Source organism: Streptosporangium sp. NPDC020072 (assembly GCF_040631445.1).
GTDB lineage: Bacteria > Actinomycetota > Actinomycetes > Streptosporangiales > Streptosporangiaceae > Streptosporangium.
In genome coordinates this window covers 424,046-443,670 of sequence record NZ_JBEYAB010000006.1, presented here as the reverse complement: position 1 = coordinate 443,670, position 19,625 = coordinate 424,046, and the positions used below count along the sequence as shown (strand labels likewise).

Below are 19,625 nucleotides of genomic sequence, written 5' to 3'. Positions count from 1 at the left end.
GTCACGCGAGGTGCCGTTCCGCCGCTCCCGCGTAGGAGCTGAGCGGCCGGATCAGACAGTCGGCTGCCAGCTGCTCGTCGATGTGGGCCATCACGAAGATCGGGGTGAACGTCGGGATATCGGCGTCCTCCAGATATCCCAAGCAGGGCGCGGGAGCCATCAGCCCAGCCGCCGTGGCGACTTGGGCGACGCCGTCGGCCTCACGCAGCGCCCCGTGCACGGCGGCCACGTCGCCGACGTGTCCGGCGCGGGTGGCCTCGACCATGAAGGACATGCCTTTGAGCAGCGTCCGCATCGCCTCGGTGTAGCCGTGGGCGTCGCGGGCCTTGCGGCTTTGGTTCATCGCCGGGCCCAGCGTCGTACGGGTCTGCTCCAGCAGCCGCTCCAGGTCGGGCAGCGCGGTCAAAAGCGCCGCGCTGGGGCGGGGGGTAGTGGGGGGGCACCGGTCGTCTCCTACGGCGGGGGGCGGATACTGGCGGGGGCTACCAGCGTCTGGGCGAAAGTCTCCACCAGGGCGATGCCCGCGGACGGGGGAATCCGGGTTCGCCACCAGATGGCGGAAACGTCAGTCGAGCGGCCAGGAGCATGTGCCGTTCAGTGAATCGGGTGCTGCGCCGGGGCGTCGGCGCGGCTCGCTGGGCGGGCGGGGCGGCAGACCACGGCGGGGTGACCGCGTCGGCGACCTGGCGTGCGAACGCCTCGACGGCAGCCGTACCCGGTCGCACGCCGAGCTGCGCGTCGTGTGGGCCGTGCTCGGCAACGGCGCGGAGGACGCCTTCGAGTGGCCAGGCGTCGGTGGCTTTTGAGCCACACCATCAGGGCCAGCAGATGCGCGTCGGTCGAGGACTTGTCCCGCGCCCACTCGATCTCGTCGTCCGACGGGGTGAACGCGTCGGACAGATCACGCGACGCCCATCCGCTTGAACGTCGGGTAGGCGGTGTGATCGATCGACGTCACCCGCACCTCAAAGATACGACCGACAGGACCCCTATTCGCTCGCTCGGCGCCTCCACCACGGGGATACTGCATGTCGATGATCGAATACGACAGTCCGGTCTCGTTCCGCGGTCAGCTCCAACGGGGACGCGGTGCCGCAGTGCATCGTACGTCGACCGCCCCCGGCGCCGCCGACACGGTGTATGAGTGCGTGATTACGGACACGCGCTGGGACCGACAAGTTGATCAACGCGACAGCTACCTCGCCGGTCTCATCGCTCGGCTCGACCTGCCGCTGGCACCGATCCAACAGCACCTGCTCACGTACGACGGCGAGGACGCTGAACCGGTTGAGCTTGCCTTGCAGGTCCTTGCCCTGCTTCCGATGGTCGGTCGACTCGACGCGGCGGCCGTGCTGCGCGGGTACGCGACCGACGGGCCGCATTGGTCCACGGCGCTGGAGGCGATCGTCGACAGCGGGGCGATGAAGCTTCCCACCATCTGGGACGGGCTCGCTGACGACATCATCGCCAACCGCGACGATGCCCAGCTTGCACAGGCGATCTGGTGCGACACGGAGCCGTGGACAACGTTCGCGCAGTCCCAGCCACGGGTCCGGCGAATCATCGACGAACTCAGGGCCTCCCGTTCACCCGGACCGGCCAGGCGCGACACACGACCCGAAATCGTCGCCATCGACAACGAAGACCTGATCGGGCTTGTCGCTGCCGGCGGCTTCGAGCAGCCGCGGGCGCTGGAGGAACTGGGCAGGCGCGGCGATCGCATCGTCTTCGACTTCGCCGAAGACTCCGGCCTACGCAACGCGGCCGGGTGGCTGCCGGGTATCCCACAGGCGCTCCACCACCTTGGGCCAGACGCGCTGCCACGCGCCCGCACGTGGATCGGCAGCGGCGACGACACACTCGTCGCGTTCGGGGAGCGTGTGGTGGCAGAGGTCGGCGACCGGGGTGATGCGCCGGTGTTGCTGGCCGCGTTGCACCGCACGGTCGTCGCCGGGGAATGGTGCGCTGCCGAGGTTCCAGCACGAGGCCTGGGCCGGTTGGGGATCCATGAAGCCGCGAGCGAGCTCATGGCCGCATGGGAAGGCACAGTTCATTCACTTGCCCGAGAAGCGTTCCTGGACGGGCTTCGGGGATGTGCGCCGCATGAAGCCGAAGCCGTCACGGTCGAGGGATTTGATGATTGCGAGCCAACGGTTCAGCAGCGCGCGTGTGAGGCGGCGCCAGATACGGCCGCAGTCCGCTCGCGTCTGCGGGAGTTGACTGCCGATCCCCTGGCACCTGAGGTTCATGAGGCCGCGAACACGAAACTGCAGTTCCTGGCCATTGATCCCTGAGCTTCTCAACCGCGCAGCATCACCCGACCAGAAACCGGCGTCGACCTGCGGGGAAGCACTACCAAGATCGGGTGCTGCAGTCGAGCGGTACCTGGAAGCCGGTCGTTCGTCCTGGACACCGTCACTCTCCGTCGTTCGCATCCAATGCGAAGGCTGTCCAGCGCCCCAGGTCAGCGTATGGATCCCTACCTTCTCGCCTGTCTCAAACCGCGCTCGGATAGGTAGAGTGCAGTCGGCCGAAACGGCGCGCACAGCAGCCCCTTCGTCGAGTCCGAGCCGTCGGGCGCGAGGGGTCGCCAATTCGCATCTGATGCGATACGCGGCGGTCCCGGAATACGGCGGAAACGGGCTGTGTCCGCCGGAGACCGCAGGTCAGGCGGTGGGAGCGTACACCGGGTTTCGGCTGTGGATGGCGGTGCCCGGTGTGGGACCGGATTGGTTCCCGGTGCGGCCTCACCCCGCTGAGCTGGTCAGACGCCGTTTCAGGAACGGGACAGAACGCAGGTTCTGTCCGGTCAGAGTCCCGGAGTGACTCGTTTCCGCCGTATTCGGCCCAGGACTCCCGAAGCTACGGCCAGGGGCAAAGGAGGAGGCTGACCGGACAGGACTACGACTCTGTCCGGTCAGCGGAACCACATCGTCCCAGGGCACGGCTCTGACTCCGAGCGCCCCGCCAATCCGGTCCCCCCATGCCGCCCCGGGACGGGCCGCCGAAACCCGGCCCCGGCGGGCGGTAATGAAAACCCGCGCTGAGTCGGACTGATCCGCCTGCTTTGCGGCTCGTCGCAGCTTCGGGAGCCCTGGGCCGGAAGGAACGGGGAGGAGGACGGTCAGTGGTGAGCGGGAACGGGAGCGGCGGTGACGGCGCCCTCCCGCACGGGGGCGCGGTGCTCCAGGACGGCGGACCAGACGGCCAGCAGGAGGGCGGACCCGGCGAGCAGCGCGCCGACCCAGTTTGGGGCGGTGTAGCCGAGGCCGGCGGCGATGACCTGGCCGCCGAGCCACGCGGCGAGGGCGTTGCCGAGGTTGAAGGCGCCGATGTTGACGGCGGAGGCCAGGGTGGGCGCGCCGTGCGCCTGGTCGAGCACGCGCTTCTGCAGCGGTGGGACGGTGGCGAAGCCGAGCCCCCCGACGAGCAGGATGGAGACCGCGGCGAGGATCTTGTTGTGTGCGGTGAGGGTGAACAGGGCCAGGACGACGGCGAGTCCGCCGAGGGAGGCGTAGAGCATCGGCATCAGCTTGCGGTCGGCGAATCTGCCGCCGAGCAGGTTGCCGAGGAACATCCCGACGCCGAACAGGACCAGCAGCCAGGTCACCGCGCCGTCGGAGTACCCGGCGACGTGGGTCATCATCGGGGCGATGTAGGTGATCGCCGCGAAGACACCGCCGAAGCCGAGGACGGTCATTGCCATGGCGAGCAGGACCTGGGGGTTGCGGAACGCCGTGAGCTCGCGGCGCAGGTGGGCGCCCTCGGGGCGGGGCAGAGCGGGGACGAGCTTGGCGATGCCGAACAGTCCGACCACGCCGAGCGCGGCGACGACGGCGAAGGTGACGCGCCAGCCGACGGCCTGGCCGATGAAGGTGCCCAGCGGAACGCCGGCGATGTTGGCGACGGTGAGGCCGGTGAACATCGTGGCGATGGCGCCGGCCTTCTTGTCCGGGGCCACGAGGTCGGCGGCGACCACCGAGCCGATGCCGAAAAACGCGCCGTGGGCGAGGGAGGCCACAATGCGGCCGGCGAGCATCACGCCCATGGTCGGTGCCACGGCGGAGAGCAGGTTCCCCACCACGAACAGGCCCATGAGGATCATGAGCATCGTCTTGCGGCTGATCCGGGTGCCGAGCGCCGTCATCAGCGGGGCGCCGATGACGACGCCGATCGCGTAACCGGTGACCAGGAGTCCGGCGGAGGGGATGGACACCCCGTAGTCGTCGGCGATCTCGGGCAGCAGGCCCATGACCACGAACTCGGTCGTACCGATCCCGAAGGCCCCGATGGCCAGGGCTAGGAGCGCGAGAGGCATGGTGTGCCGCCCTCCATACGATTGCTGTTGCGCCTTACGCGCTTAGACAATAATTGCATACGCGGGCTAAGTGCAAATGCGGGTATTTGCTCGTCAACGACGGTGGGCGACGGCGGCGGCGGAACGCGCGTCCGGGTGCGATGAGGGTGATACTTGCATGAGCGGGATACACGTGTTAGCCGATATTGCGTGCAAGGGTTTACCTTGGAGAGCAAGCACCATGGAAGGAGAGTCGCACCCATGACCGCCACGGACCCCGCGCTGACCGCCCTCGCCAACGGCTGGGCCGCCCTCTACCTCCTGGCCGGCCGGATCGAGGCGCACATCGAGCGTGCCCTTCAGGCCAAGCACGACCTGAGCGTGCGTGAGTACTCGCTGCTCGACGTGCTCAGCCGCCAGCACGACGGCGAGGGCGGGCACCTGCAGATGAAGCAGGTCGCCGACGCGGTCGTGCTTAGCCAGAGCGCCACCACCCGCCTCGTCACCCGGCTGGAGGACCGCGGCCTGCTCTCGCGCTACCTCTGCGCGACCGACCGCCGCGGCATCTACACCGACGTGACCGGGTCCGGCCTGGAACTCCTGGAAGCGGCCAGGCCGACCAACGAGGCCGCCCTCCGGGAGGCGCTGGACGAGGCCGCCAAGAACCCCGAGCTGGCCCCGTTGGTCGCCACCGTCGAGGAGATGAACATGTCGCGACGGCTCCCGGAGCCCGCTGCCGCACGCTGAGCACGACGAAGCCCCGGGACCTCGACAAGGCTCGGGGCCTGGGTCGGTGTCACCAGGGGCAAAGTAGCTCAGCGTGAGGTCTGACCAGACAGAACGTAGCTCTGTCGGACCTTCCGAATCACATCCGACCAGATCAGCACTCTAGGACTCCCGAACACTACGATCCGGCCGCTGCCCCGCCCCGGTTGCTCACAGCCGTAACCACCCCGGCGGCCACCCGCCGTCCGAGCCCTCTGACCAGCTCGGACACTCCACTTTGCGTCTGGTGACACCAACCCGGGCGCCGAGCCTCATCGCCAAGCACGGCCGCTGGGCTCCGGCCACCCCGGCCGTGCTGCGCTACATCCGTGCCGTCGACCGCCGGCGCGACAACGCCATGCGCAACGTCGGCCTGTGACTCGTCCTATAGGGCTTCACCGCTCGTGGCCGATTCTCATTGGCCACGAACACGGTCTGGCTGTCGGCGAGACATCGAAGGTCGGGGCATGGCCATTCGTTTGTGGGCTGAGGAACGTGTCACATCTCTGAGCCGGAAGCACTCCCATGGGGCTGGCCATCAATGAGACGTCGCGGGTCACCGAGGCGCCGTTGGTCACGATCCGCAAGGCCCCACAGTCCTGCAGGGCCTCAGGCTCCGTGACACTTTCTCATCCGTCCTCTGGGACGCAGCGCGGTGCGGTGAGGGCGCCAGGCGGCCACCGAGCCTTCAAAAATGCCTCTGAGCTGCGCACTGACACCTCGTGCGGATTCGCACAAACGGACAATCCGCGCCGCAGAAGACCTCCGATCCGCCTACTTGCGGGAATTGTCATTCCCGGTAGTAGTCGATCTGTACCGTCAACGCAACGAAGTGTGATTATTGATTTTGAATTTCTGGAAAACAGAAAATGCTAGCCTGGAGGGGTGAGCGAGAGAGCCGGCGCGGTGACGCCGTGCAAGCACTGTGGGATGCCGATCGAGCAGCGCCAGGGAAGAGGACGGCCCAAGGCCTACTGCCCGCAGGGTGACTGCCAGGCGGCGGCCAAGCGCGAACGGGAGCTGAAACGCGCGACCCCCGGCCTTGAGGGCGCGCTCGCCCGCGCGGAGGAGTTCTACGAGCGGATGGAGAAGGGCATGGCGGCGGCGATCGCGCCGCTGGCGCAGATCCTGGCCGACGAGCTGAGTCCCGCCGGGGTCGAGGCGAAACTGAGCGCGGTGCAGGCCGAGGCCCACACCCGGGTGGCGATCGCGCGCACCGAGCGGGAACAGGCCTTCGAGCAGGTACGGCTGGCCCGCGAGGCCACCGGACACGCCCGCAGGGAGCGGGACACCATGGCCCGCCAGGTCGAGGAGGCGAACGCCGAACGGGACATCGCCTTGGCCGACGCCGAGACCGCCAGGGAACAGGCGCTGGCCGCCCTGCACGAGGCAGCGGCCACCGAACGGCTCGCCAAGCACGCCGAACAGGAGGCCAGACGACGGGCCGACCACGCCGAGGCGGCCAGGGACGCCACGTTGAGGGAGACGGCCGAGCGGATCGAGACGGCCGAGACCGCCGCCGAGCAGGCCCAGGCGCTGGCCGTACAGGAACGAGAGCGGGCGGAACAGGCCCGCGCCGAGCGTGACCAGGCGGAACGGGCGGCGAAGGCCGCGCAGCGGGCGAGGGCGGAGGCCGAGCGGGCCGCCGTCGCCTCCGAGGCCCAGGCCAGAGCGGCCGAAGCCGAACGGGACAGGGCCCAGGCCCGGGCGGACGCCGAGGCTCAGGGCCGGGCACAGGCGCTGGCCGAAGCCGCCGAGGCCCGGGCGCAGGCGGCCCGCGCCGACCGGCAGTCGGCCCAGGCGGACAAACGGGCGGCGCGCCAGGTCACCGAGGCGGAGGAAAGGGCCATGGCGAAGGTCGCGGAGGCGGAGGAACGCGCCGCCGCGCGGATCGCCGAGGCACAGGCGGAGCGGGACAGGGCGCTCATGCAACTGGCCATGGAGCAGGTGAGGCTTTCCGACCTGCGGGAGCAGATGGAGGCTCTGCGCCTGGAGGCCGCCCAGCTCAGGGAACGCGCGGTGACAGCGGAACTCCGCGCCCCCGTCACTCCCCCGGAACCGGCTCCATAGGCGTCGCGACCTGACGTCATCAGTCCGCTACGCGGGCCTCCAGGTACTGACGTGTCCATGTCGGCCCGAAACCAGGCTGGAAGTGGAGAGGCACCATCTCCGAGAGCTGACGAAGATTCGTCCGCGTCTTCCCAAGACCCCGCGACACGGCCGTCCCAGATCCTCGGAGGCCATAACCGGAACGGTCGGACGCCGCGGTTGCCGAGTCTCCGGACGGCCCGTGCTCCACCTGGTTCTCACAGGAGTACACGAGTCGGCCCGCTCCTTCACGGAGGGACGGCCGCCGGTCCTGTCTATGCTCAGGCCCATGGCACTGGAATGGGAACAGATCATCGTCGACTCCGCCGACCCCGTCGCTCTCGGGCGCTGGTGGGCAGAGGCTCTCGGCTGGGTGGTGGTCGACGAATCCGAGGAGATCATCGAGATCCGGCCTGAGCCGGACCGGATGCCGGGGCTGCTCTTCGTACCCGTCCCCGAGGGCAAGACGTCGAAGAACCGGCTCCATCCCGACTTCCGCCCTGACGACCAGGAGGCCGAGGTCGCCCGGCTGCTCTCGCTCGGTGCCCGGCGCGCCAACACCGGGCAGGAGGAGCAGCACTGGGTGACCCTCCTCGACCCGGAGGGCAACGAGTTCTGCGTCCTGAGCGACCGGAAGGGCTGAGCGGAGGCCGGGCGGCTGTCCGGGCCGCGCATCCCGCGCAGCAACACGGACAGAATTGACACGGAAGTGGTCTCCGGCACAGATCGCCGACGTGCTGACCATCCGGTACGCCGCGGGTGGGGCGGCGCAGGACCTCTCGGCCTCGGCGATGCCCAGCGTGCAGGGCGGTGGCGTCCTTCACGATCTGGTCGTACTGCTGGCGGATCAGGTCCCAGTTGATCGTCTTGGTGGACAGCGTCGGCGCCAGGTGGGGCCAGTTCCTGTCCTTGCCGGCCGTCGGCCGGTACGGCTTCGCCGAGCCGATGTTCTTCGGCCTCAGCTTGAAGTCCAGCATGTACGCGAAGGCGAACCCGACGATCAAGGCGCCGTGCGTGTCGGTGTACCGCCGCAACACGCCCTCGATCATCGAGGCGACCTCGGAGGCCGAACAGGACTTCAGCCGGTTGTAAGCTTCCGCACCCTCAGAAGCTTGTTCGCCTCCGCCCACGGGCTTTCCATCTTGGCGGCCTCGGGGAACCGGGCATCCACCTCGAAGAATTTCAAAGGGTGTCGACCAGGGTGACTTCGGTGGTTCTGACGCCGCCGTCGGGCCTGCGGTAGGTGACGGGGACGACGGCTCCCGCGCGCAACACTCCGACACGGGCGGCACTCTGCTCCCTGGCATTGGTGATGACCCTGCCGTCGAAGGAGACGATGACGTCACCGGGCCGGATCCCGGCCTTGTCGGCAGGGCTGCCCGGCACCACGTCGGACACCAGCGCACCGCTGTTGTTGGGGGCGTCCTCACGGACGACGCCGAACAGGCCCTGCTTCCCCTCGGTGATGACCACGTCGAGTGGTTGCCGCTCACCGTCGACGCTCAGGGTTCCGCTGTAACGGGCCCGCTGCATGGGGGCGTTGGCGGCGGCCTGAAGCCAGACCCGTACCGGCACGTTCCAGCGCCAGCGCCCGGGGCCCGTGCGGGCGGTGGCGGTGGAGCCGTCGGTGGCGATCGCCTCCGCGCAGGGCCGGGGGCGGCAGTTCATCTCCAGGCGCGTGATGCGGGTGTGCGGAGGGGCGGTGAAGACGAAGGTGCCCGATGTGGGGCGGGTGCGATGGTCCGGCGGATACGTCACGGGTTCGGCGGCGCCCGGGGCATCGAGTTCAGGCACCTCTTGCTGTGGTTCGACCTGCGCGGAAAGTACTGCCGAGGCCGCTGCCGGTCCGGTGACCGGAAACGCGGACGAGACGGGGGCGAAGACCGTGGCGGTCAGGACGGCCGGCATAAGGCACGCGGTGACCGCGGTGCGCCGGACACGCGGCCGGTGGGCACCGACGGGGTTGCTGAGGTTCACAGGGAACGTCCTTCCTGAAGGCGGCCGGGCAGCGGTGACCGTCGATGGGCGCCGGGGCTGTCCATACGCGCGGAACACAGCGTCCAATACAGTGAGTAGTCATCTCATGGCTGGGAGTGTCCGACAGAGTCGGACCTTACTACAGGGAATCGGACGGCAGGCCGACCGACTCGCGGCTGCCTCCCGCCACACGTGCGCAGGGCAGGGAACGGGCCGCCGGGCCGTGAGCGGCGTCTCGGCGTTTCCCCGGGACTCGTCTCGACGCCCCTGACAGGATGAGGTGACGTTCACGGTCGCGGCGGGAGGGCTGGGCGCGCGATGCTGGGTCGGCTCGCCGGGCAGTTCCGGCTCATCACGCGTTCGTTTCCCGCCGCGCGACGGAGATACGGTGTCGTCCGGACGATGCGGCTGGTCTCGCATGAGCTTCTGTTCGACGTCCGGCACAGGACCGACACCTCTCTGGAGCCGCCCGGCTGCGCGACCGCGCACGAGGGCACCAATCCGCTGCTCTTCGCGGAGATGCTGCGAAACACCCCGTTGGCCACCGACGGGCGGGTGTTCGTGGATTTCGGGGCGGGAAAAGGACGGGTGCTCATGCTCGCCGCGAGACACGGTTTCGCCGCGGCGATCGGGGTGGAATGGTCGCCGGAGCTGTGCGCGATCGCGAACGCGAACATCGCCAGGTTCGGCCGCCGCCGCCCCTGCGCGTTGAGCGTCACGTGCGCGGACGCCGGGTCCTTCGCCGTCCCGACGTCCGTGACCGTCGCCTACTTCTTCCATCCGTTCGGTGCCGAGACCATGCGCGCGGTCGTGGAGCGCATTCTCGAATCGCTCGCCGAGGCTCCCCGGGACTTCTACGTCATGTACCTCAACCCGCGGTACGCCGACATGTTCGTCACCGCTGGATTCGATGAGACCGGCCGGTGGCACGACGCGGTGCTTCTTTCGCGGCCTCGATGAGAGTCCGGGCCACGCGCGAGCGGTACCAGCGGCTGAGGAAGTCGTAGAGGACAAGTTCCTGGGCGCGCGCGGCGGCGGGCAGCATCCGGTTCGCGTGCATGTGCAGGAAGCTGCCGACGAGGGCGGTCGTATGACGGGTGAGCCGGCCGGCCCCCGCGCGCGCCGCCAGGTCGCCGGCGATGGGACGCAACGCCTCGGAGCGTGCCCGGTACAGATGATCCGGTGCGGCCAGGAGCGACTCCAGTCGTGTCCGCTCCCGCCGGTAGCGGGCGCCGAGCCGGTGGGCGAAGGCGGTGTCGGCACCGAATTCGCGGCTGAAACGATCACGCGCCGCCGTACTGACGGAGAGCCGCCCGGCCAGGTCCAGGCCCAGATCGTCGAGCAGCCGGTCGAGACCGACCAGCGCCAGCCGCCAGCGTGCGTCCATGTCGCGGGGAGTCTCCCCGATCACCTTGAGCGCGGCGTCGCTGTCGGCGTGGAACAGCCGCTCGGCCAGAACGATCCCGTCGGCTCCGCCGTAGCGTTCGACCTCGCGTTCGTAGGTGTCCAGTTGGATCCGCCAGAGCGTGCCCTCGGCGTGGAACGGCGCGCAGGCGGCGAGCAGCGCGGGCAGCACCTCGTTCATCAGGCGGCCGGGATCGCCGTGCAGCCGCAGCCGCAGATGCGGGTCGGGATCGGCGTACCGGACGAAGAACCAGCGGTCGACTGAGGCGTCGGACACCGCCGCGCGCACCAGGGACCGCACGACCTGCTGGAGTATGGTGTCGGCACCGACCGGGCCGCTGTACAGCTTGGCGTAGAGCCAGGGCGATCCGGGCGGGAAACTTCGCGTGAGGGGCCTCTCCTGGCGCGCCGGGGCACCGGCAGTGGGCTCGGGAGCGCTCGTGCGCAGGAACGGCACGATGATCTCGTGCGCGAAACGACCCTCCGGTCCCGTGGCGGGCACCTCGTCCGGCCCGAAGAACACTTCCTCAAGCCGCACCGGCCGGTGCTCACGGAACAGATGGACGGCCATGTCGGCGAAGAGCGGGTTGTCCAGGTCGATGGGCAGTCTCCGATCCGCGTCCACGACCGCGACCCATCGCGGCAGGCGAAGCAGGCGTCGCAGATCCTGCACCGCGGCGAAGCGGGCGGCGGCCGTCGGGCCCTCCAGGGACGCCAGTTGCGCGTCCGACAGACGCCAGCGGGCCCGGGACAGCACCAGCCGGTCGGCGGTGACCCTCGGCAGATAGGGCGCGTCGTCCAGGCCTCCGAACGAGAAGGACAGCCCGCCCGCCCTCCCCTGGCGCTGCAGGTGGCACAGGAAGCGATACAAGGCCGGGCTGCCGGCTCCGTCGAAGCGGTGCGCGACCGTGAGCCGGGGCAGAACCTCGCGGCCGAGCGAACGCGAGCGAAGCACCACCCGCTCGCCGGTGACGGAGACCGTGAGGTCGTCGAGGGGCATTCGCCGCTCCGGCGCGGCCGGTCGGCCGAGATAGACGATCTCGTACTCGCGAAGGCGCGGCCGGACCAGGACGTTGCCCACCTTGCCCGGCACGGGATGCACGATCTCCGCGTAGACCGCCTCCGGTCGTAGTGCTTCTTCGGCCCGTAGGTGCCGCTGCAGATGGCGGAGCAACCGGTCGTCACGCCGGCAGAACCGGCCCATCAGCGTTGTTCCGGACAGACCGCCCACCGCGGACAACATGATGCGATAGCGTCCCGCGGCCACCTCGTCCTCGTCGGCCGCGATGATCGTGGCGACGACCCCGAAGGAGTCCGGCAGCGAGGCTGCCTCGCCCGCCTCCTCAAGGGCCCGCACCTCGGCCTCGCCCAGCGACAGCTCCGCCACGCCCGCGCACGCGGCTTCGGTCAGCCAGCGCGTGACAAGCGCGTCCCGCCTGCTGAGCCGAGTGTCCTCGGCCCGGGGAGGAGCCGGGAACGCCAGATCGTCCAGCAGCGGGGCCGGTGCCGCCCCGAACGGGCCGTCAGCGGGGAATCCGACACCGATCTCGTCGTCCAAGGCCTCGCACAGCGGCACCTCGCGCCGGTCGTACCGGTTGAGGAACGCCTCACGGAAGCGGCCCAGAGGGTCGCCGCGCCGCCCCGCGCCGACGCGGCGCAACAGACGCACCCCGCGTTCGATCTCCGCGAGCACGTCTCGTCCCAGTGTCGCCCTGGCGGGCTTCGTGAGATCGACGTGGAAGGAGACCGGGACCTCGGCCAGGGCCGGAAGCGCCGCGGCGACTTCGCGGTAACGCTCCGGATCGGCCCCCGGCGACGACTCGTCCAAACCCGCGAGCATGGTCCGGGCCCGGCGCAGGGCCGAGACGACCGGCCGGGCGCGCTCTCCGCCCGCCCGGTCCAGCCGGTCAAGGAGGTCGTCGACCGGCTCGGGCCCGCTCACCGTGGGACCGAGTTCGCAGACCAGGAGCTGCGCGTCGATCAGCCGGTCCACGAAGTCGAGCGCCTCGTCCCGGCCGACCTCGGGGTCGACGGCGCCGACGGCGCAGGCCAGCTCTCCGGGCAGGGCCCCGCCCGCGGCCCGCTCAAGCACGGCCTCCAGATGGGCCGTCGGTTCGACGGCCACCAGATGGTACGACGTCCCGGCACCGGCAGGGCGCGTCTCGGTGTACCTCAGACGCCCGGCCGCCCGGTAGACGCTGGAGTTCGGCAGATACCTGAGCCTCGGCCGCAGGGCCGGATCCCGCTGCAGGGACTCCGCCAGGGCAGCGAGATATCGGGCGTCCAAACTCGTGTGGCGGCGGTAGGCCTCCCGGCTCGCGAGGCGCAGCCGGGTCTCCTCACCGACCGTCCCGAGCGAGCACCCGGCGAAAAGCCCGAACGGCGTCGGGCGCCCCGCCATGCGCGCGACATACCGAAGAAGACCATGGCCGATCCTGAGCCCGCCCCGCGGGTCACGCGCCCAGCCGTCCAGCCGCCCCTCCAGCGACGGCGAGGCCACCCACAGGGCCTCGCGCACATCGGGCCGCAGGCACAGCGCCCGCAGCCGGTCGAGGGCACGCGCGTGTTCCGCCGTCGCACGCTCGTGCGAGAAACCCGTCTCCACCAGGCCGTCACCGCCCAGCGCGGACAACGCGTCCAGCGGAAGGTACGGTGTGCGGAGCACGAAGAACTCCGCAGGCCGCCAGGCCGGCTCCTCCTCTGCATCCGTCATCCCCGCAGCAGCCGCCTCATCCGGGCCGACCCCCGCCGGAGCAGGAACCGCCACAGCGACGGCGTCATGACGCCCTGCGGAAACGGACGCGGCCAGAAGAAGTTGACGTTCAGCGCCCACGGCGTCACCACCGTCACCTGGTGATACCAGCCGACCGGGATGTAGAGCGACTCCCCCGGCCGCAGAGTGCACTGCCAGCCAGACGCCCGCCGTGCGAGCGGGAACCTGTCGAAGTCCGGAACGTTGGGGTCGAAGCGGCAGTGGGTGATCCGGGGAATGCGGTACACCAGCCGCGACTGCGAGGGCGGGAACAGAACGAAATGCTTGCGACCGATCACCTGGACGTTGCAGTTGGGAGTCACATCGCAGTGCAGTCCGGAGGAGGTGCCCAGGACGCCGCACCACAGATTGGTGTCCACCGGGGAGGCGCGGAACCAGTCCGGGGCCGGCGCGTCGGCGGCGAGCCTCTCTGACAACTGGATCAGCTTCGCGTCGAGGTAATAGGAGTCCTCGAAGCCGCTGGCGGCGACCGCCTTGGTGATGGCGCCGACGTCGGCGTGTCTTTCGGTGACAGGCCGTAGGTCGTGCGCGGTTTCCACCACCCAGTCCAGATAATCACCGAAAGACGTGCGCCCGCCGCGGGCCAGATTCTGGAAAATATTGCTGGGTGGGCCGTTCGTCTCTCGCACGGCGACCTCACGGTGACCTGCCACGGACTTGAGGTAGGCGCTGTTCCAGCTCTTGACGGCCCGCCATCCGGAAACATTGTCCACGACCACCTGAGGAAGGCCGGCGAGGCGTGCCGGCCGGAAGTCACCACGTGAGACACGTGGAACCGGTTTCAGATTCAACGCCGACCCACCGTTTTCGTCTACTTGACCCGCTCGCCCTGAATCTCATGCTCGGAGCCGGCGTCGTCGCACGTCCACAGACTCCATCCCTGCGTGCTCAGGATGGGGTCATTGAGGTTGCGCACCGTCTCCCGGTCCAGTGAGAGTTTCTTCCGCGGCTTTTCCGCTGTTTCTTCCATGAATATCATCCTTTCTTGTTACGACGACCGGAGCCCGTCCCGGGAAAATCCGGGCGTCCGGCTCCGTGTCAATTGCTTACCGGCTCCGCCGGTGCGGTTTTCCTTATGCCCTTCATTTCCTCGTGTTAATTGTGGTGACCGGTAAACAAACGGGCGGCGTTCGCAAACGGTCACCGGCCCCGGGAGCCCTCGAAGGGAGGCCGTTCCCGTCGGGCACCCGACGGCAGGCGGTTGTTCGCCGGAGCCAGGCGGAGGAGCGGGAGGCCGACCGGCGTCTTCGCCGAGGGACCCGACGCGGAGCCGTACGACGACGACCTGCGCGAGCATCGCCGACGCACGGTCCGGTTTACCGTCATCGGCGTACGCCTCAGGGGTCGGTCGTGATGTGCCGGTTCGGCAGACTGCTGGTCATGGCGAGTGAACGGGTGCGCGTCGGTGTCCTCGGCCCCCTGGTGCTGGGCACCCCCTCCGGTCCCGCGCAGGTGGGAGGCGCGCGGCTTCGGGCGTTGCTGGCCCGGCTGGCGCTGGACGCCGGGCGTGCCGTACGGCCCGCGACCCTGACCGAGGCGCTGTGGGGCGAACCGTGGGGTGCGGAGGCGCCGGAGGACCCCCAGCGTGCGCTGCAGTCGCTGGTCTCCCGGCTGCGCCGTGTCCTGGGCGACCCCGGGCTGCTCACCCTGGGGCCCGCCGGATATCGGCTGGCCGTCGAGCCGGAGGCGGTCGACGCCGTCCGGTTCGAACGGCTGGCCCGCGAGGGGCGCGACTCGTACGCGCGGTCCCGACCCGCCGAGGCCGCCGCGACCCTGCGCGAGGCCCTGGAACTGTGGCGCGGTCCCGCTCTGGTGGACGTGCGTGAGGCGCCGTTCGCCGACGCCGAGGCGGAGCGGTTCGAACGGGCCAGGCTGTCCGTCCTGGAGGACCGGATCGAGGCCGACCTCGCGCTGGGTGCGGAGCCCGGCCTTGTCGCCGAGCTTGAGTCGCTGACCGCCGCGCACCCGTTGCGGGAACGGCTGCACGCCCAGCTGATCCGGGCCCTGGCGCTGAACGGCCGGGGCGCCGAGGCCCTTGCCACCTACCAGCGGATCCGTGACCTGCTCGCGGACGGTTTCGGCGGTGATCCGGGACCGCACCTTCAGCAGGCCCACCTGGCGGTGCTGCGCGGCACGTCTCCCGGCCCCCGCCGGTCGCACGGAAACCTGGACGTCCCGCTCACCAGCTTCGTCGGCCGCGACGAGGACGTCCGCCGGGTGGTCGGGTTGCTCGGCCGCGTCCGGCTGGTCACCCTGGTCGGCCCCGGCGGAGCGGGGAAGACCCGGCTGGCCAACGCCGTCGGCCGACGGCTCTCGCCGCCCGGCGGGGTGTGGTTCGTCCCGCTGGCCCCGGTCGCCGCGGACGACGTGCCCCGCGTGGTGCTCGACCTGCTGCGGAGCCGCCGGGAGGGTGTGCCGTCCCGGCCCGTCGCCCGGGAGGACGTCCCGGACCACCTGGCCGAGACGCTCGCGGACGACGACCTGGTGCTGGTGCTGGACAACTGCGAGCACGTGATCGAGGCCGTCGCGACGCTCGCCGGGACCCTGCTCGCCCGCTGTCCGGGCCTGCGGGTGCTGGCCACCGGCAGGCAGCCCCTGCGGATCGACGGTGAGACCCTGCATCCGGTGCTCCCGCTGGAACTCCCCGAACCTGGGGCGAGCCCCGAGCGGGCCCGTGCCTGCGCGGCGGTCCGCCTGTTCCACGACCGGGCCGCCGCGGTCCGGCCGGACTTCGCCCCCGAGGGTGGCGCGCTGACCGCGGTGACCGAGATCTGCCGCCGCTTGGACGGCCTCCCGCTGGCGATCGAACTGGCCGCGGCGCGGTTGCGCGCCCTGCCGGTCGAGGCGGTCGCGGCGCGGCTGGACGACCGCTTCCGGCTGCTCACCGGCGGCAGCCGTACGGCGTTGCCACGGCACAGGACGCTTGGCGCGGCGGTGGCCTGGAGCTGGGATCTGCTCGGCTCCGACGAGCGGACGCTGCTGGAACGGTTGTCGGTCGTGCCCGGCACCTTCGCCGAGGACACGGCGGAGGCCGTCGGCGGGCTGGGTGAGGCGCGGGAGTCGCTGGCGGCGCTGGTCGACAAGTCCCTGCTGCACCCGGTGGAGTCCGCCGACCCGGTCGAGCCGCGCTACCGCGTGCTGGAGACCATCAGGGAGTACGGCCTGGCGCGTCTGGCGGAGCGGGGCGAGGTGGAGGCCATACGGGGGCGGCACGTCGCCTTCCTCCTGCGGACGGCCGAGTCCGCCGACCCACATCTGCGCACCTCAGAGCAGCTTCGCTGGCTGGTACGGCTGTCCGCGGAGCGGGACAACCTGTCGGCCGCGATCCGCTGGGCGGCCGAGTCGGGCGACGCCGGTCTGGCGGTCCGGTTCGGCGTCGCGCTGTGCTGGTTCTGGTTCCTTCGGGACCACCCACCGGAGTCGCTCGACCTGCTCGACCGGGCGCTTCAGGTTCGTGGTCCGGCGGAGCCACAGGCCCGCGCGCTGGTGGTCGTCGCGCACGCGCTGGCCACCGTCGAGGCCGTCGGCGAGCCGGAGGAGGCGAAGGAGGCCTTCGACCGGATCGGGAAGGCGCTCGAAGAGGCCTCCGGCACCCACCCCGTCCTGAGGATGGCCCGGCTGGTGCTCGCCATAGGCGCGGGCGCACCGGACATCCCCGGCTCCCCCGACGAGGAGACCGATCCGTGGAGCCGGTCGCTGACCCTGCTGGTCCGGGGCGTGCTGGCCATGAACACCGGGCGGGCCGTGGAGGCGAGACATCTGTTGTCGCACGCGCTGACCGGTTTCGAGGAGCTCGGTGAGCGGTGGGGGCTGGCGACCACGATGAGCACCCTGAACTCGGCGGCGCAGCGGGCCGGCGAACCGGCCTCGCCCGTGCTGGCCGAGCGGGCCACCCGGCACTTCCGGGAGCTCGGCATGCCCGAGCACACGATGGAGAGTGAGGTCGCCACCGCGCTGCGTCTCGCCCAGACCGGTGACGCGGACGGCGGGCGACGGCTGCTGACGGACCTGCTCGCCCAGGCGGGCCGGGCCGGGTCCGCGGAGTCACAGGCCCAGGTGTGTCTCGGCCTGGCCCGGCTGGAGTGGCAGGCCGGACGGCCGGGGGCCGCCCGCGAACACGCCGAGGCCGGTCTGACCGAGGCTCCGCCCGGCCGGGCGACCCCGCACCTGACCGCGTTACTGCTGGCCGTACTCGCCCAGGTGGACGTCGCGGAGGGGGCGCCCGACGAGGCGGCGCGCCGGCTCGACCACCCGGCGGTGCGCCTGACGCTGGCCTGGCACACACCGGTCGCGGCCTCGATCGCGGTCGCGACCGCCGCGATCGAGCTGTGCCGGAACCGGGCGGAGCGGGCCGGACGGCTGCTCGGGGCCGCCGCCGTACTGCGGGGGCGGGACGATCCCGGTGACGCGGACGTGCGGACGGTCGAGCGGCGGGTCACCGCCGTTCTGGGAGCCGCCGGGTTCACGGCCGCCTACGCCGTGGGCGCGGCGGCCTCACGCGCCGAGGCCGAGCGGCTGGTGTCCTCGGTCGTCACCTCCGCCGGAGTCGGCCGTGCGGGTCAGCCGGTGTGAGCCGGGGCGGCTTTGCCGAACATGGCGCAGATCGCTGCGAGCTGGAACGCCTGGGCCGCCTTGGCGAGCTTCGGGTCGCTCCCGTACTCGGCCCAGGACTCCGCCAGGACGATGAGGGTCGCCGTACGGCCACCGGAGCGGTCGGTGACGTTGGTGGTGAGGTAGCCGGGGATGCCGCCGTCGTGGCCCCAGAACGTGCCGCACGGAGTGGCGCTGGTCTGGACGCCGAGCCCGTAGCCGGCACCGTCCGGTTCCCGGGGGTCGACCGGCACGGTGGCGCGCAACTGCGCGAGCTGGGCGGCGGGCAGCAGCTTGCCGGACATCAGCGCGGTGGAGAAGCGGGCCCAGTCCTGTGCGGTCGAGACCATCGCCCCGGCCGGTCCTCCCCACCCGGGGTCGTTGCCCGAGACGTCCACGTGCCCGTCGTGACGGGTCCCGGCGAAGTTCCTGAGCCCGGCGGGCACCGTCGGCGGCATGTGGGCGGCGTCCGGTTCGTAGCCGCGGGCGTACGGCCCGCGCCAGGTGGAGTCCGTGGCGTAGTAGGTGTGCCTGAGGCCGAGCGGCCGGGCGATCCGGTCCCGGACAAGGTTCGCCAGGCTCGTCCCGGTGACCCGTTCGAGAACGGCGCCGATCGCGGCGTAGTTGGTGTTGCTGTATGACCATTTCGTGCCGGGCGCGAACAGCGGGTCGTGCTTCACGCCCACGGCGAGCAGCTTCTCCGGGGTCCATCGCCGCCGGTCCCTGCCGAGGATCGACGGCCGGAGCGCGGGGTCCTCGGTGTAGTCGAACAGGCCGGCGGTGTGGTTCAGCAGCATGCGCAGCGTGATCGTCCTGCCGTTGGGCACCCTGCCCGGCAGCCACTTCTCCACCGGGTCGGACAGGGCGACCCTGCCCTCGGCGACCAGCTGCAGCACGAGTGTGGCCATCATGGTCTTGGTGTTGGACCCCATCCGGACCTCGTCCCCCGCCTTGAGCAGGTGGTCCTTCCTCGTCCAGGAGGCCTGTTCGGCGATCTCGACCGGTCGGCCGTCGCCGTCGTCGATCCGTGCGATCACGCCGGGCGCTCCGGTGGCGACCAGTTCGCGTGCCAGCCGCCTCAGCTGGGCGCTTCGCGCCTCGTCACCGGTCTGGGAGGCGCTGCTCTGGGTCGCGGCGGCCGGGGACGCCAGGGCCACGGAGTTCACGAACAGGCTCGCCGCCAGCGCGAGCGCGGCGGCCACGCGCGGGCGGCGGCGCCGTACGGCACGGTCGTGCGGGAGGAGATTACGGGGCATCGGACTGTTCCTTTCGAGGATGGACGTCCCCACCCTCGGCCCCTCCGCGCACAGACCGCACTCAGTGCGCTGTCAGCCGTCTGTCACGCCGCCTTCCTCCAGGCCGTCCCCCGGGTTGTCCGTCAGGAGGAAGGGAGCCGTGACCGACCAGAACTCCTCCGGTTTGAGGCTGTGCACGCGGTGCCCGGCGTCCTCGACGATCACCAGGCGGCAGTCGCCGATGGTCTCGCACACCCCGGCCAGCGCGTCCGGCGAGACGTGGCTGCTCGGCCCGCCGCCGACCAGCGGCGTGGACGCGCTGACGGCCTTCAGCTTTTCCCACCAGAGGGGTTGCGGGGTCCTGAACTCCGTGATGAGGCGACCGGTCGGGTACCGGCCGGGCCACGCCCCGCGCAGGGAAGGGGCCTTGAGCCCGCTTTGAGGGTTTCCCTCCAGAAGCCCTGCCATTGTCGTGAAAAGTCTCAAAATAGTGATA

At 70.6% G+C, this 19,625-nt stretch carries 16 protein-coding genes and 1 pseudogene; 8 read left to right on the top strand and 9 right to left on the bottom strand.

The annotated features are described in order from the left end of the window. Window position 1: 1 nt before the first annotated feature. Window positions 2–406, bottom strand: a complete 405-nt coding sequence (locus ABZ470_RS17150; RefSeq protein WP_362912026.1) for a hypothetical protein — start codon at window positions 404–406, stop codon at window positions 2–4. A gap of 181 nt (window positions 407–587) precedes the next feature. Here ABZ470_RS17150 and ABZ470_RS17145 point away from each other — a divergent pair, with 181 nt between their 5' ends. Then, entirely contained in the window at window positions 588–806 is a 219-nt protein-coding gene (locus ABZ470_RS17145; protein WP_362912024.1) for a hypothetical protein, read from the top strand. Between the two features lie 222 nt (window positions 807–1,028). Then, a complete protein-coding gene (locus tag ABZ470_RS17140; protein ID WP_362912022.1) occupies window positions 1,029–2,294 on the top strand; it encodes a hypothetical protein in 1,266 nt (421 codons plus the stop codon). An 830-nt stretch (window positions 2,295–3,124) separates the two neighbouring features. Here the strand turns inward: ABZ470_RS17140 and ABZ470_RS17135 are convergent. Further along, window positions 3,125–4,318: an MFS transporter gene (locus ABZ470_RS17135; protein WP_362912020.1), complete on the bottom strand. Its 1,194-nt coding sequence runs from the start codon at window positions 4,316–4,318 to the stop codon at window positions 3,125–3,127. A 240-nt stretch (window positions 4,319–4,558) separates the two neighbouring features. Between ABZ470_RS17135 and ABZ470_RS17130 the strand changes: the two genes are divergently transcribed. From ABZ470_RS17130 to ABZ470_RS17115, 4 genes are all read left to right on the top strand, one after another. After that, complete coding sequence (locus tag ABZ470_RS17130; protein ID WP_362912018.1) at window positions 4,559–5,044, top strand: MarR family transcriptional regulator; 486 nt, start codon at window positions 4,559–4,561, stop codon at window positions 5,042–5,044. A gap of 265 nt (window positions 5,045–5,309) precedes the next feature. Next, window positions 5,310–5,441 carry a hypothetical protein gene (locus tag ABZ470_RS17125; protein WP_362912016.1) on the top strand — a complete coding sequence of 44 codons (132 nt, stop codon included), beginning with the start codon at window positions 5,310–5,312 and terminating at the stop codon, window positions 5,439–5,441. A 506-nt stretch (window positions 5,442–5,947) separates the two neighbouring features. Beyond that, window positions 5,948–7,132 (top strand): hypothetical protein, encoded by a 1,185-nt coding sequence (locus tag ABZ470_RS17120; RefSeq protein WP_362912014.1) that lies wholly within the window; start codon window positions 5,948–5,950, stop codon window positions 7,130–7,132. A 307-nt stretch (window positions 7,133–7,439) separates the two neighbouring features. Further along, window positions 7,440–7,793 (top strand): VOC family protein, encoded by a 354-nt coding sequence (locus ABZ470_RS17115; RefSeq protein WP_362912012.1) that lies wholly within the window; start codon window positions 7,440–7,442, stop codon window positions 7,791–7,793. A 181-nt stretch (window positions 7,794–7,974) separates the two neighbouring features. Here the strand turns inward: ABZ470_RS17115 and ABZ470_RS17110 are convergent. Then, a pseudogene (locus ABZ470_RS17110) lies at window positions 7,975–8,199 on the bottom strand (Tn3 family transposase); the annotation flags it as partial. Window positions 8,200–8,332: 133 nt separating this feature from the next. Next, window positions 8,333–8,944 (bottom strand): PDZ domain-containing protein, encoded by a 612-nt coding sequence (locus ABZ470_RS17105; RefSeq protein WP_362912010.1) that lies wholly within the window; start codon window positions 8,942–8,944, stop codon window positions 8,333–8,335. A gap of 501 nt (window positions 8,945–9,445) precedes the next feature. Here ABZ470_RS17105 and ABZ470_RS17100 point away from each other — a divergent pair. Beyond that, the gene (locus ABZ470_RS17100) at window positions 9,446–10,087 is read left to right on the top strand and encodes a class I SAM-dependent methyltransferase (protein ID WP_362912008.1); all 642 of its coding nucleotides are present in this window, start codon (window positions 9,446–9,448) and stop codon (window positions 10,085–10,087) included. Here the strand turns inward: ABZ470_RS17100 and ABZ470_RS17095 are convergent. The 3 genes from ABZ470_RS17095 to ABZ470_RS17085 form a co-directional block, all read right to left on the bottom strand. Beyond that, on the bottom strand, window positions 10,023–13,244 hold the full coding sequence (locus ABZ470_RS17095) for a lantibiotic dehydratase (RefSeq protein WP_362912006.1): 3,222 nt from the start codon (window positions 13,242–13,244) through the stop codon (window positions 10,023–10,025). The two genes, ABZ470_RS17100 and ABZ470_RS17095, sit on opposite strands and share 65 nt — an antisense overlap. After that, on the bottom strand, window positions 13,241–14,023 hold the full coding sequence (locus tag ABZ470_RS17090; protein ID WP_362912004.1) for a cupin-like domain-containing protein: 783 nt from the start codon (window positions 14,021–14,023) through the stop codon (window positions 13,241–13,243). The genes ABZ470_RS17095 and ABZ470_RS17090 overlap by 4 nt, the downstream gene beginning before the upstream one ends. A 92-nt stretch (window positions 14,024–14,115) precedes the next feature. Beyond that, window positions 14,116–14,274: a hypothetical protein gene (locus ABZ470_RS17085; RefSeq protein ID WP_352013449.1), complete on the bottom strand. Its 159-nt coding sequence runs from the start codon at window positions 14,272–14,274 to the stop codon at window positions 14,116–14,118. Between the two features lie 410 nt (window positions 14,275–14,684). Between ABZ470_RS17085 and ABZ470_RS17080 the strand changes: the two genes are divergently transcribed. Next, window positions 14,685–17,876: a BTAD domain-containing putative transcriptional regulator gene (locus ABZ470_RS17080; RefSeq protein WP_362912002.1), complete on the top strand. Its 3,192-nt coding sequence runs from the start codon at window positions 14,685–14,687 to the stop codon at window positions 17,874–17,876. Here ABZ470_RS17080 and ABZ470_RS17075 read toward each other — a convergent pair. Further along, the gene (locus tag ABZ470_RS17075; protein ID WP_362912000.1) at window positions 17,864–19,150 is read right to left on the bottom strand and encodes a serine hydrolase domain-containing protein; all 1,287 of its coding nucleotides are present in this window, start codon (window positions 19,148–19,150) and stop codon (window positions 17,864–17,866) included. The two genes, ABZ470_RS17080 and ABZ470_RS17075, sit on opposite strands and share 13 nt — an antisense overlap. A 72-nt stretch (window positions 19,151–19,222) precedes the next feature. Then, window positions 19,223–19,597: an alpha/beta hydrolase gene (locus tag ABZ470_RS17070; protein ID WP_362911998.1), complete on the bottom strand. Its 375-nt coding sequence runs from the start codon at window positions 19,595–19,597 to the stop codon at window positions 19,223–19,225. Between the last annotated feature and the right edge of the window lie 28 nt (window positions 19,598–19,625).